Annotated in this window: 11 protein-coding genes and 1 tRNA gene; 6 read left to right on the top strand and 6 right to left on the bottom strand. The window is 61.8% G+C overall.

What is annotated here, in order from left to right; genetic code table 11:
- The first annotated feature begins 428 nt into the window (after positions 1-428).
- Complete coding sequence (locus ACERHN_RS07525; RefSeq protein ID WP_415922019.1) at positions 429-608, top strand: hypothetical protein; 180 nt, start codon at positions 429-431, stop codon at positions 606-608.
- Positions 601-810 carry a DUF3892 domain-containing protein gene (locus tag ACERHN_RS07520; protein WP_415922018.1) on the top strand — a complete coding sequence of 70 codons (210 nt, stop codon included), beginning with the start codon at positions 601-603 and terminating at the stop codon, positions 808-810. The genes ACERHN_RS07525 and ACERHN_RS07520 overlap by 8 nt, the downstream gene beginning before the upstream one ends.
- A 31-nt stretch (positions 811-841) precedes the next feature.
- Here ACERHN_RS07520 and uvrB read toward each other — a convergent pair whose 3' ends face one another.
- Complete coding sequence (uvrB, locus tag ACERHN_RS07515) at positions 842-3043, bottom strand: excinuclease ABC subunit UvrB (protein WP_415922017.1); 2202 nt, start codon at positions 3041-3043, stop codon at positions 842-844.
- Positions 3044-3088: 45 nt separating this feature from the next.
- Positions 3089-4237, bottom strand: coding sequence for an adenylate/guanylate cyclase domain-containing protein (locus tag ACERHN_RS07510; RefSeq protein WP_415922016.1), 1149 nt, complete (start codon positions 4235-4237; stop codon positions 3089-3091).
- A 142-nt stretch (positions 4238-4379) separates the two neighbouring features.
- On the opposite strand from ACERHN_RS07510, the gene ACERHN_RS07505 reads away from it, so the two are divergent.
- The 4 genes from ACERHN_RS07505 to ACERHN_RS07490 all read left to right on the top strand — a co-directional run bounded on the left by ACERHN_RS07505 (position 4380) and on the right by ACERHN_RS07490 (position 6259).
- A complete protein-coding gene (locus ACERHN_RS07505) occupies positions 4380-4691 on the top strand; it encodes an ETC complex I subunit (protein WP_415922015.1) in 312 nt (103 codons plus the stop codon).
- Complete coding sequence (locus tag ACERHN_RS07500) at positions 4679-5143, top strand: GNAT family N-acetyltransferase (RefSeq protein ID WP_415922014.1); 465 nt, start codon at positions 4679-4681, stop codon at positions 5141-5143. Before ACERHN_RS07505 ends, ACERHN_RS07500 begins: the two co-directional genes overlap by 13 nt.
- A 42-nt stretch (positions 5144-5185) precedes the next feature.
- Positions 5186-5262: transfer RNA gene (locus ACERHN_RS07495), tRNA-Arg, on the top strand.
- Positions 5263-5374: 112 nt separating this feature from the next.
- Positions 5375-6259 (top strand): type IV pili methyl-accepting chemotaxis transducer N-terminal domain-containing protein, encoded by an 885-nt coding sequence (locus ACERHN_RS07490; protein ID WP_415922013.1) that lies wholly within the window; start codon positions 5375-5377, stop codon positions 6257-6259.
- A gap of 24 nt (positions 6260-6283) precedes the next feature.
- On the opposite strand, the gene ACERHN_RS07485 is transcribed toward ACERHN_RS07490, so the two are convergent.
- From ACERHN_RS07485 to ACERHN_RS07470, 4 genes are all read right to left on the bottom strand, one after another.
- Positions 6284-7933, bottom strand: a complete 1650-nt coding sequence (locus ACERHN_RS07485) for a sulfatase-like hydrolase/transferase (RefSeq protein ID WP_415922012.1) — start codon at positions 7931-7933, stop codon at positions 6284-6286.
- Between the two features lie 66 nt (positions 7934-7999).
- A complete protein-coding gene (locus tag ACERHN_RS07480) occupies positions 8000-8713 on the bottom strand; it encodes an Asp/Glu racemase (protein WP_415922011.1) in 714 nt (237 codons plus the stop codon).
- On the bottom strand, positions 8710-9867 hold the full coding sequence (locus ACERHN_RS07475; RefSeq protein ID WP_415922010.1) for a M24 family metallopeptidase: 1158 nt from the start codon (positions 9865-9867) through the stop codon (positions 8710-8712). The genes ACERHN_RS07480 and ACERHN_RS07475 overlap by 4 nt, the downstream gene beginning before the upstream one ends.
- 775 nt (positions 9868-10642) lie before the next feature.
- Entirely contained in the window at positions 10643-12805 is a 2163-nt protein-coding gene (locus tag ACERHN_RS07470) for a molybdopterin cofactor-binding domain-containing protein (RefSeq protein ID WP_415922009.1), read from the bottom strand.
- Between the last annotated feature and the right edge of the window lie 2 nt (positions 12806-12807).

Raw genomic sequence — 12807 nt, 5'->3', positions numbered from 1 at the left:
AGTCCACTGCCACGTCATTTTTTGTATTCGGAATACACATCTGACACTATATGTTGACAGTTTTCTTACTGTCCTGTGAGTAAATCTGTTGACGAACGCAATATGTAGACGTACACGAGACACCAGTCGCAATTTGAAGTGCGTTTGGGCGAAGCGTAGGGGTATCATCAGGTGATGCCCCAATATTTCTATTGACGCTAAACAGATTCAACCCCACAGTTAACATGCCTATGGAATCGGTACGCCGCCAAAGCTGGCGGGCTTTGACGGCGTTTCATTCCGGAGCCGCAACTAAAGCCAATGGACGGCTGCTGCGGTGCGTCGGTATGCACTCCGAGTAAAGACGCTCGGGTCGACAAGGTCAAGCAGCCGTTCTCATTAGAGAGAAAGGTGACGCTATGTCGCAAAGAAAGAACAAAAGCCCGAAGATGACCGATGACATCGCGGCGCAAGTAAAGTGGTTGTGGGAAAATACGCCGCTAAACCAAGCTCAGATTTCGGCGAAACTGGGAGCAATTAACCAGGGGCGTGTTTCCGAAGTCATTTCGGGTCAGCGGTTTAGTCATGTCCAACCTATGCAATTCGAAGGATGGAATGAACATGCGTAAAATCAAGGGACGAAACGACGGCCCAAACGGGCGGAATGAACACTACGATATTGGTGCGCGTAAGAATGTACCGCGAAGAAACGTTGTTGCTGAAGTTAAGCGCGGCGAACACCCTGATCATCACGTAGCAAGGATTAAAGGCCGGGAGTATGTTCGAGACAACCCCGATCCTTCGACCAAAGACAACGTGAACAAAAGCTGAGATGATGGACTCGCGGCGTAGGCGGGTCCATCTACCGCTTCCGCCGCTTCACATTCCCACCACGTTGACCAGCCCGTCCCGCCGTTGAACGGCCGGATGCCTTCTGCGCGTCGTCCACGGCCTTCTCTACCGCATACTGACGTGCCAGCGGATCATCCGCCACAACCAGATCCACCGTTTCCAGCCGTTTGACCTCGTCCCGCAACCGGGCCGCTTCTTCGAACTCCAAGTTCTCCGCCGCCTTGCGCATGTCGGCGCGCAGGCCGTCGAGGACAGCTTGGAGGTTGCCGCCTGCGGGGGCGTCGATCTTGGCGGTGACGCGGGATTGGTCGGTGTCGCCTTGGTAGAGGCCCGCCAGCACATCCTCGACGTTTTTCTTCACCGTCTCGGGCGTGATCCCGTGTTCCTCGTTATAGGCCATCTGCTTGGCGCGGCGGCGGTTGGTTTCGGCCAGCGCGCGTTCCATCGAGCCGGTGATCTTGTCGGCGTACATGATCACGCGGCCATCGGCGTTCCGCGCGGCGCGGCCGATGGTTTGGACAAGCGAGGTTTCAGAGCGCAGGAACCCTTCCTTGTCCGCGTCCAGAATGGCGACCAGACCGCATTCGGGGATGTCGAGCCCCTCGCGCAGCAGGTTGATCCCGATCAGCACGTCGAAGGCACCCAAGCGCAGGTCGCGCAGGATTTCGATGCGTTCCAGCGTGTCGATGTCGGAGTGCATGTAGCGGACGCGGATGCCCTGTTCGTGCATGTATTCGGTCAGGTCCTCGGCCATGCGCTTGGTCAGCGTGGTGCAGAGCGTGCGGTAGCCGTCGGCGGCGACCTTGCGCACTTCGTCGAGCAGGTCATCGACCTGCATTTCGACGGGGCGGATTTCGACCTCGGGGTCCAGAAGGCCGGTGGGACGGATGACCTGTTCGGTGAAAACACCGCCCGTTTGTTCGATTTCCCACGCCGCGGGGGTGGCCGAGACGAAGACGGATTGGGGGCGCATGGCGTCCCATTCCTCGAACTTGAGGGGGCGGTTGTCCATGCAGCTTGGCAGGCGGAAGCCGTGTTCGGCCAGTGTGAACTTGCGCCGGTAGTCGCCCTTGTACATGCCGCCGATCTGGGGGACGGAGACGTGGGATTCGTCGGCGAACACGATGGCGTTGTCGGGGATGAATTCGAACAGCGTGGGGGGCGGCTCACCCGGTGCCCGGCCCGTGAGGTAGCGCGAGTAGTTTTCGATCCCGTTGCAGACGCCGGTGGCCTCCAGCATCTCCAGATCGAAATTCGTGCGCTGTTCCAGTCGCTGCGCCTCCAGCAGTTTGCCTTCGCTCACCAGCTGGTCGAGCCGGATTTTCAGCTCTTTCTTGATGCCGATGATCGCCTGGTTCATCGTCGGTTTCGGCGTGACGTAGTGCGAGTTGGCGTAGACGCGGATATGCTCCATCGTGTCGGCCTTTTCCCCGGTCAGGGGGTCGAATTCCGTGATGCTCTCCAGCTCTTCTCCGAAGAACGACAAGCGCCATGCGCGGTCTTCGAGGTGGGCAGGGAAGATTTCCAGACTGTCCCCGCGTACCCGGAACGACCCGCGCTGGAACGCCTGATCGTTGCGGCGATATTGCTGGGCGATAAGGTCGGCCATGACCTGGCGCTGGTCATAGTTTTTGCCCACGCGCAGATCCTGCGTCATCGCGCCGTAGGTCTCCACCGACCCGATGCCGTAGATGCAGGAGACGGAGGCGACGATGATCACGTCGTCCCGTTCCAGAAGCGCCCGCGTGGCCGAGTGGCGCATGCGGTCGATCTGTTCGTTGATCTGGCTTTCCTTCTCGATATACGTGTCGGACCGCGCCACATAGGCCTCGGGCTGGTAGTAGTCATAGTAGCTGACGAAATATTCGACGGCATTCTCGGGGAAGAACCCTTTGAATTCGCCATAAAGCTGCGCGGCGAGGGTCTTGTTCGGGGCGAGGATGATGGCCGGGCGTTGGGTTTCCTCGATCACCTTAGCCATGGTGTAGGTCTTGCCGGTCCCGGTCGCGCCGAGCAGCACCTGATCCCGGTCGCCGTTGTTGACGCCAGCGCTCAGCTCCGCAATCGCGGTGGGCTGGTCGCCAGCGGGCTTGAACTCGGTGTTCATCGCCAGTCGTTTGCCGCCTTCGAGTTTCAGACGGGTGCGAACATCTTCTGCCGGATTGGCGAGGTATGTTTCGGGTTCGGTGGAATCGGTGTGTGCATATGCCATGCGCCTAATGTGGCGCAGTGTCCCCTCCGCGCAAGGGCAATGCTGTCAGGAAATGGCAGGAGCATGCAGCGCCATCGGATCGCGCAACCCCTTGAGCTGCTCGGTGCTGACATGACGTGTGGGTGTGCCCGCGTATCTGGCCACCACGTCCGAGACCAGGACCGGTGCATCCAGCCGCGCGCAACATGCTTCTACCCGTGCTGCCGTGTTGACCGCGTGGCCCAGCACGGTGAAGTCGAGCCGTTCGCGCGCACCGACATTGCCGTACAGCACTGCGCCATAGTGGATACCGATGCCAAACGGCACAGGCAGTTCCGCAAGTGACGCGATGCCGTGGGCGGCATGGGCGGCGGCGATGGCCTGTCGGCAGGCCATGACCCGCCCGTCCTGTGTTCCGTCGCTTGGGAAGAGGGCAAGCACGCCGTCCCCCATGAATTTCAGGATTTCGCCGTCATTGTTGTCGACCGCGTCCGAGATCACTTCGAAATACCGGTTGGCCACTTTGAGTGCTTCTGTCGCGGGATGATCTGTGTTCAGGGCGGTCCAGCCGCGGATGTCGCTGAACAGGATCGCCGCCTCGATCGTTTCGATGTCGCCGCGGGTGATTTGACCCTCCAGCACACGCTGACCCGTGCGCGGCCCGAGGTAGCTGGTCGCGATGGCTTCGGCGAGGTGGCGATTGCTGTAAGCCTCGGCGATGGCGGTCATGGCGGCGCTGATCCGGTCGAGTGCGTCAATATCGTCCTGTGCAAAGCCGTCCGGGGCATCGCTCACGCCGATGAACATCCCGCCATTGCCATTCAGGAACGGGACCGGCATGCCGTAATAGTCTGTGGCGCCCTGGCTTTTCAATTCGTGCAGCACGCGGTGATCGGCGTCCGTGAGGGGCGCGGACAGCCGCTTGCGATAGGGCGCGCCGGTGTTGACGATGATCTCCATCGGGCTGCCAATATAGGTGGACCGCCCCTCATATCCCAGCGGCGCGGCCTGTTGCACCGGCGGGCCACCATCGGCTTCCCAGATGACGCTGACCGCGGCGGTCAGTGGATGGGTGGTGCGGATCCCAAACCGCAACCGCATCAAGGGTATGCCATCCGCCACCAGCCGTTCCGCAAGCCCGTGGGTCAACCCTTCCATGCCGCGCATCCGGCCATGGCGCAGGATCCAGTCGATGTGAGAAGCGGCGTCCGGCATGGGACGCAATATGGACTGTGACCGGTGCATTGCAAACCTGTCCTGAGTGCGTGGATGGTATTCGCACCTGAGACATCAAGACCGCTTGGCAGCGCGCGTCAGGATTGGCATAAGGGCGGCGCTATATCGGGAACCCATCGTCATGCGTGCACGTATTTACCAACCTGCGAAAACGGCCATGTCCTCTGGCACGGCCAAAACCAAGCATTGGGTGCTGGAATTTGCCCCGGCAGAGGCGCGATCGGTGGACCCATTGATGGGCTGGACGTCGTCTTCGGATACGCAAAGCCAGGTGCGGATGCATTTCGACACCAAGACGGCGGCCGTTGATTATGCCAAGGAGCATGGCATCGACGCTGTTGTGCAGGAGCCGAACAAGCGCAAGGCCAACATCCGCCCCGGCGGCTATGGCGATAACTTTGCCACCAACCGGCGCGGTGCATGGACGCACTGACCGTCGCACCGGACACGCCGGAACGGGCAGATGTCGCCGCGTTGCTGACGCGGCATTTCGACTTGATGCGCGCAACCTCTCCGGAGGAAAGCTGCCATGTGATGGCTCCGGACACGTTGCTGGAAAAGGGCGTGGCCCTGTATGCGGCGCGGGATGGCGATGCTGTTCTGGGTGTTGGTGCACTGGCTGTCATCGCGCCCGACCATGGAGAGCTCAAATCCATGCACACGGCCGCCGAGGCGCGGGGCCGGGGGGTGGCGCGCGCCGTTTTGGCAGCATTGTTCGAGGCGGCGCGGGCACGAGGATTGACACGTCTCAGCCTTGAAACAGGGTCTGCACCGGAATTTGCGGCTGCACGCGCGCTTTATGAGGCGCACGGGTTCACGTATTGTCCGCCATTTGGCGACTACGTCCCGGATCCGTTGAGCGTTTTTATGACGCGCACCCTCTGAATGCTTGCCCTGTGGGCTGCGCTGCGGCATGACAAGGCCAGCGGTCCCTTAGCTCAACTGGATAGAGCAGCTGACTTCTAATCAGCAGGTTGAGGGTTCGAGTCCTTCAGGGATCGCCAACGCACGCGTTTTGTTCGTCCGGCACTTGCGCAAATTGGCGCAGGATTGTCGTTTGGTCACGGAGCGTTAGTCATTTTGTGATTCACGTCGGCCAACCTTGAGGTTGTGCCCATGCGTCTTCTGCTTGTTCTGTTTCTTTTGTCCTGCGGCCCCGTTGCTGTGCCCGCAGCGCAGGCCGACGATCAGGAGGCGGTGCAGGCACGTCAAAAGATCAACCTGTCCGGTCGTCAGCGGATGCTGACACAGCGGATGACGGCGGCGGCCTGCCTCGTGATGATCAATGTTGACCGCGAAAACCGTATTCTGGTGGCCCAAGGTGCGCATGGGGACTTTGAACGGGCGCTGCACGGGCTGGTGCACGGTGATCCGGAATTGAACCTCTTGCCGACACAATCCGCGACGGTGCGTGCAGCACTGGCCGAAGTTGACGTCGTGTGGCGGGAACTGGGGCCTGCGGTCCTGCAACTGTCTGCGGGGGACTTGCACACGGTTGTCATTGGTCAAATCCTTGCCGAGAATCTGCCTGCCCTGCGGTTGTCGAACGCCGCGGTGGGTGAGTTTGTGAAATTGTATGGCAGCAGCGATCTGGACCCCGCGTTGGCACGGGCCATTGACGTCGCTGGGCGCCAGCGGATGCTGAGCCAGAAAATGATGAAAGAGGCGTGTTTTGTCTCTGCCGGTCTCAGTCCGCAAGAGAACGCGGCGCAGTTGCGAGAGACGATACAGCTCTTTGATGCATCGCTGCAGGACTTGCGGCAGGGTGACACCGATGCCGGTATCGCACCACCGCCCACGGATGCCGTCGCCGAGCAGTTGGAGACGGTGGCCAAAGCGTGGGTACAATATAAATCGGCGCTCAATGCGGTCGAACCTGTTGTTGCAATTGGCGACCCGCGCGATCAATTGGCCGCCCTGGCGCAACAATCCGATGCGATCCTGTCCGCCGCGCATCAAGCGGTGCTGCTTTATGTGGCCGGTGCGGCTGGCGCAGACTGAGCCGCACACGGGTTTGGTTCGGACTTACGGGTCTTGTGACGTGTGATCCTGTGAAGCGGGGCCGCGGTACTTCTGCGTGAGTTCCGGATCAACCTCGGATCCGTCCTTGAGAAACGGCAGAACGCCACGGCGCAACGACCGCCCGCGCATCCCGTCGATCTGTGCGTCCGACAGCGTCACACGCTGCGATCTGCGCAGGCCCCAGGCGCGCAGCGCATCATAGAGCCGAAGAATGGTGTCCGCATGTTCAGCAGACGCCCCGAGGTCGATCAGCTCATTCGGATCGGTCATCAGATCATACAGCATCGGACGCATCCCGCCCTCGGCATGCACCAGCTTGTACCGCCCGTCAAAGAGCATGAACAACCGCGCGTCCCGAATGCTGACACCCACCTTTTCGCGGATCGGTGAGACGGAATAATCATACTCGCTGATCACGAAGGACCGCCAGTCCGCCGGCGTCTCTCCATGCAACCACGGTGTGAGGTCACGCCCTTCGAGGATGTGGCCTGCGTCCGCGCCACCAGCGGCGGCCAGAAACGTCGGCGCAAGATCAATAGCCTCGACCAGCGCGTCACAGGCCTTACCGCGGGTCCCGTCCGCGGCGGCACGGGGGTCATAGATGATCATGGGGATCTTGACCGAAGGATCGTGGAACATGTCCTTTTCCCCCATCCAATGGTCACCCAGATAGTCGCCGTGATCCGATGTCAGCACGATCATCGTGTCGTCCATCTGCCCCGCAGTTTCGAGTGCGTCGAGAATGCGCCCGAGTTGATCGTCGCACTGTTTGATCAGGCCCATATAGGCGGGGATCACCTTGGCCCGCACGGCATCATCATGGAACGCATTGGCAACGGGCCGTTCCATGAACGCGGCGTAAACGGGATGGGCGTTGTCCCGTTCGGTGCGCGCACGGTTGGCGGGGGGCACCGTTTCCGGGCCGTACATGTCGTGGTACGGCGCAGGTACAATGTACGGCCAATGCGGTTTGATATAGCTGACATGCGCGCACCACGGGCCTTTGGCCTGTGCCATGAACCGCAGCGCTTCGGAGGTGAGCCAGGGCGTTTCGCTGTCCTCTTCGCGGATGTTGGCGGGCTTGTCGGCGTTGTCGAACAGCCAGCCCGAGGCGATCTGTCCGTCTGTGACCCCTGCATTGGCAAAATCGGCCCAGGGGTTTTCGCCGTCATATCCCCTGGCATTGAGATAGGCGTTATAGGGCGATCTTTGCGCGTCGTAATATCCGTCGGGCCCCTGGGCCCACAGTCCATCGTCGCGCACCCAGACGTCGAACCCGCATTCCGACTGGCGCGCGCCAATCACACTGTCCGGGTCGAGACCGAGCCGTTCCATCCCTTCGGCATCGGCTTTCATATGTGTCTTGCCGATCAGCCACGCATCCATGCCCGCACGCCGCAAGTGGTCGCCGAGCGTATGTTCCCCAACCCGCAGCGGAAAGCCGTTCCACTGTGCCCCGTGTGACGCGGCATAGCGCCCGGTGTAAAAGCTCATCCGGCTCGCCCCGCAAATGGGCGACTGGCAGTAGGCATTTGTGAACCGGACGCCCATGGCGGCCACACGATCGAAATTCGGCGTGTCCAGATGCGGGTGCCCCGCGCAGGATAGATAATCAAAGCGCAGTTGATCGTACATGATGAAGAGGATGTTCATGGTGCGGCCTTCACGTTTTGCCCGAGCCTAGTGCGTGGCCCCGGCCGGCACAAATGCCAAGGCTGTCTAGGGGCGGATGTCGATCCCCGCGCAGCGTCCCATGTGCCAGGCCAACACCTGATTGGAGCTGAGCACGGGCAGGTTCAGTGTCTGGGACAGCGGGCCAAGAATGTCGCGCGTTTGCAGGTTGGTGCAGGACAGGAAAATGCCGTCCACAGCGGTGCGCGCGGCGAGGGACCGGGCCGCGTCGGCGGTGGAGGCCGGGTCGATCCGGGCCACGCGCGCCTCGGTGCTTTCGTCAAAGGACATCACGTCCGCGACCGCGATGCCGCTTGCCTCGAACGCGGTGCGCAGCGGCGCGGCCACCGCATCGGTATAGGGCGAGATCACCCCGATCCGGCGCAGGCCAAGACCCTGCATGCGTGCGATGGCGGCGGTCAGGGGGTCGGTCACATGGCGGCTTGGCACTCCGGCGGTCACCTGCGTGCGCACGGCATCCGCGCCAAGCTGTGCTGTGGCCGACGTACAGGCGTAGCCCACGACATCGAACGCAGCCGCTTGGGGCAGCAGACCCGCCGCCGTGCTCAACTGCGCCTCCATCGCGCCGATGCTGTCGGGGTTGAGGTCATCGCCCGACGGAACACGCGCGATGTGCAGGCGCGCAACGTCGGGCGGAATCCACGCCCTGAAATCCTGTTCGATGGTCTCATCGACGCGCAGGACAATCAGGCCAAGGGCGGGCGTCTTGGGTTCGATGAGCGTGTAACGGGCCGTGGTCATCCGATCTGTACCCCTGCCATGGGTGCACGGGGTGACAACAGGTCTGGCCCATCCGCACGCAAAACGATGTTCTCCTCGTGCACGAGCACCGTGCCCGGGGTCACATGCGCGCCGGGTTCCAGAGTCAGAACCATACCGGCCCGCAACTCCGTCTGATCGAGCGGTGTAAAGGACGGCCATTCCGTGAGCGCAATTCCCAAACCATGCCCCAGCCGCCCGGCAGCGGGTGTTGCGCCCTGCGCCGTGAGGCTCTCCGACAGGATGCGATGTACGTCCGCTGCCCGCATACCCGGTCGCAGTTGATCCAGCGCGGCCTCGGTCGCGTGCCACAGCGCCTCTTGTGTGCGGCGCAGCGGGTCTGATGCTGCGCCGATAAAGAAGTTGCGGTCATAGTCGCAGAAATAACCGTCCCGCACGGCCCCGGTGTCGAGCATCAGCACATCGCCTTGCTGGAGCGGGGTGGGCGCTGCGGGCGAAATCACGTCGTGGTATCCGTCCGGTCCGGCGGCACCCGCCACATAACTCACCCAATCTGCCCCCTCCTGCAGCAACAACGTCTGAAAATCGCGGAACACATGATCCAGTGGGGTGCCTGCGCGCGCAATCTCCGGCACACGGTCAAAGGCGCGCCCAGCGATGGCGCAAGTCTCGCGGATCCTGGCAACCTCCGCCGCGCTCTTGATCTCGCGCACGCGCTGGATGGTGTTGGTCCCATCCACAAATTCAGCTGGCGCGATAGCCGCCGCGATGCGGTGATAGTCCCCCAGCGGCATCCTCAGATGTGTCTCGAGCCCCATTGGTATGCCTATGCGTTTCGCGCCGAGGCCGAGGAGCGTATCGCACAGCAGGCTGACACCATCGTCTTGCGGGTCGGGTGCGTCCCATGTGCGGATATCGGTGATCCATGTGCGGCCCATCAAGGGCGCGCCAATTCCGGGGATGACAGCAATCGGGGCGCCGGTGGCGGGCAGGATGATGAACCAGGGGCGCGCAGGGCTTTCCCAGAACCGCGTGAGAAAGCCGGTAACGTAAAGGACGTCTTGGGGCGTGGTCAGCAAAAGAGCGTCCAACCCGTCCAGCCCCATTTGGGATTGCAAGCGGTCGGTGCGCGTTTGGTACTCTGCGGCGGGAAAGATCAAGGACCGCTCATCCATCCTCTGACCCCTCGCGTGGAAAGGTGAGGCGGTGGGTATCCTCTGAAAAGTCTCGATGTACGATGGACCCGGCGGGACGCGCATCTTTCGATCCTGTGGTTGCCAATCCGAACGCTGTCTGCGGCGCGGCAGCCTGTACGGTTCCCAACTCACAAAGGGTGGCAAACGCATCGTTGTCACATGACACTCCCGCAAGTGCGGTCAGGGGCTCGGTTTGGCACCTCTTGCACTGGATCGTCTGTACGGGACCGTTTGTTTCCGGGAGTGTTTTGTCTCGCGTGCTTTTGACCAGATCCGTAACAGTGGCGGGTTCAACGCTTTCCATGCGTTTTGCGTCGCAGCAGTTGCGGCGTGTGGATATCGCGACCATCTGTGCGCTTGGCGAGGCAAGAAAGCGCCTCGCGTTTCTTCGTGCAGCTGATCTGCCTCTTGGCCTGCGCCTCCTTTGAGATGGCGACTGTGGCGCCATATGTGTCGAAAGTATGCAAAAACATACGAGTGCGTTTGGTTTCCTAGGCGGGGATGCTTCGCGACAAAGCCTAGCGAGAGTGCGTACGCCGGTGAAAGCCGTGGCGGATTGCGCCAGTGGATATGCGACAGTGCCGCCATCGGCCATAGTGTGCGCTGCGTCAGATGAAGTGCCCGGTCCGCGCCATGTGTCTCTGAGTGTCGCCGGCACGCGCTTGCCCCCGATATTGCCTCGGGCATTAAGCGCAATTGCGATGTCGCGTGCAAGCGGTGTGCCACCGGCGTTCAGACCGGTGGCACCAAGGCGTCAGGCAAAGGATACACCGTCATTGATCATGGGCAGAACGCTCACAACCCGCCCGGTGCGCGCAATGGCATTTGCAAGCGCGGGTGCGGATGGCGGCGTTCCGGGTTCACCGATCCCGGTCGGCGGCTCTGCCGACGGAATGATGTGCGTTTCAATTGCGCCGATATCGCGCATCCGCAACGGTTCGTAGTCGGGGAAGTTATACTGGTCCACGACGCCGCCGGTCAGCGTGATTTCGTCCCGCATGACGTGCCCGATGCCGTAGCCGACCCCGCCTTCGATCTGTGCCTTGATCACATCCGGGTTCACAGGAATGCCGCAATCGACGGCACATGTGACCTTTTCGATCTGCACGCCATCTTCCGCGTTGCCCGAGATTTCCACCACTTCGGCGACGAAACTGCCGAATGACTTGTGCACGGCAATTCCTTGGGTCCGACCCGCTGGCGCGTTGCCCCAGTTGCCTTTTTCAGCGGCCAGTTTCAGAACGGCGGCCTTGCGCTGTGCGTCCGCGCTGTCGCCCAGATGGGCAAGCCGGAACTCGACGGGGTCGCGGCCTGCCGCCTTGGCGGCCATGTCCATCATGACTTCCATGGCATAGGCGGTGTGCGTGTGACCAACCGACCGCCACCACAAGGTGCTTGTCGCCTTTTCCGTATCGGTCAGGCCGACGTGGAAACCGGGGATGGTATAGGGCGTGTCGGAGGTGCCTTCGACGGACGAATGGTCCACACCGTCATGCACGGCAAACGCCTCGAACGGGGTGCCCTTCATGATCGATTGTCCGGCGATGCGGTGGTCCCAGGCGATGATGTCGCCTGCGTCGGACAAACCGACGCGCACCTTGTGACCAAACGCGGGGCGGTAATACCCGCCGCGCATGTCATCTTCGCGGCTCCAGACCAGCTTGACCGGGCGCGTGCGGTCGGTGATGACAAAGGCCAGACCCGCCTCAACCTGGTAATCCGCCGACGGCGTTGCGCGGCGGCCAAAGGACCCACCGGCAAGCATCGTGTTGATGCGCACCTTGTCCATGGGCAGCTCAAAGATCTGGGACAGGGCCATGTGCGGGCCGGTTGGCATCTGCGCGCCATCATGCAGCGTGATCCCACCATCTTCGTTCGCCTCGATGGTGCAGTTCAACGGCTCCATCGCGGCATGGGCAAGCAGCGGGAAATAGAACGTCTGTTCCACCACTTGCGCGGCCTGATCCATCGGGCCCGGTTCGGTCTTGAGCACATTGTACTGCGCAGGTGCGTCGAGGGCGGCCATGATCTCGTCCTTGATCTGGCTGCTGTCGCGGCTTTCGGCAGTGCTGAGGTCCCATTCAACGCTCAACGCTTCGCGCGCCTGCATCGCGGCCCATGTGTTTTCGGCATAGACGGCGACGGCCCCGTTGCCCGGCAAAGTGGCTGCGCGGATGAACCCCTTGACTGTTTGCGCGTCGGTGTCGTCAAAGCTGGCGACGAGGCCGCCAGTTTGCTCAGGCCGGGCCAGCATCACGACCATCTCGTTCGGCAGATGCAGATCCATAGCGTACATCGCCGTGCCGTTGCCCTTGATCCTGCTGTCGAGACGGCGGATGTCCGGATTGCCGATCAAGCGCCACTGCTCCGGAGTTTTCAGTGTTGGTTCGGCAGGTGCGTCGCGTGTCGCGGCAGCGGCGACAAAGTCACCAAGCGGGGCAGGATCACCAGCCCCGACAACCATCCCGTCCACAATGTCGAGATCGGCGGCGTTTGCGCCTGTTGCCTCTGCTGCGGCGTCCAGGATCATTGCGCGCGCGGCGGCCCCCGCCGTGCGGTACTGCATGAACGAATTGGCCATGGCCGTGGAGCCGCCCGTGCCCTGAAACGGACCAAAGGCGAGGTTGTTGTAGATTTCCGGGTTCGATGGCGCGAATTCATAGTCGATCTGATCCATCGTCACGCCAATTTCCTCGGCAATGAGCGTGGACAGCCCGGTGGCAGGCCCCTGACCTTTTTCGAAATGCTTGATGATCGCGATCACGCGCCCATCAGCGCCGATTTTCACGAACGGATTGATCTGTGCGGCCTCGCCACCGGCGGCGAGCGCGCCCTTGGGTGAAAGGCCGACAACCAGAACGGCGCTGGCAGCGGCCGCTCCCTTGAGGAAACCGCGACGGGATGTGTTGAGTGTCATCG

The organism is Tateyamaria rhodophyticola (assembly GCF_047777875.1).
Classification (GTDB): domain Bacteria; phylum Pseudomonadota; class Alphaproteobacteria; order Rhodobacterales; family Rhodobacteraceae; genus Tateyamaria.
This window is presented reverse-complemented; position numbering and strand designations above follow the sequence as displayed.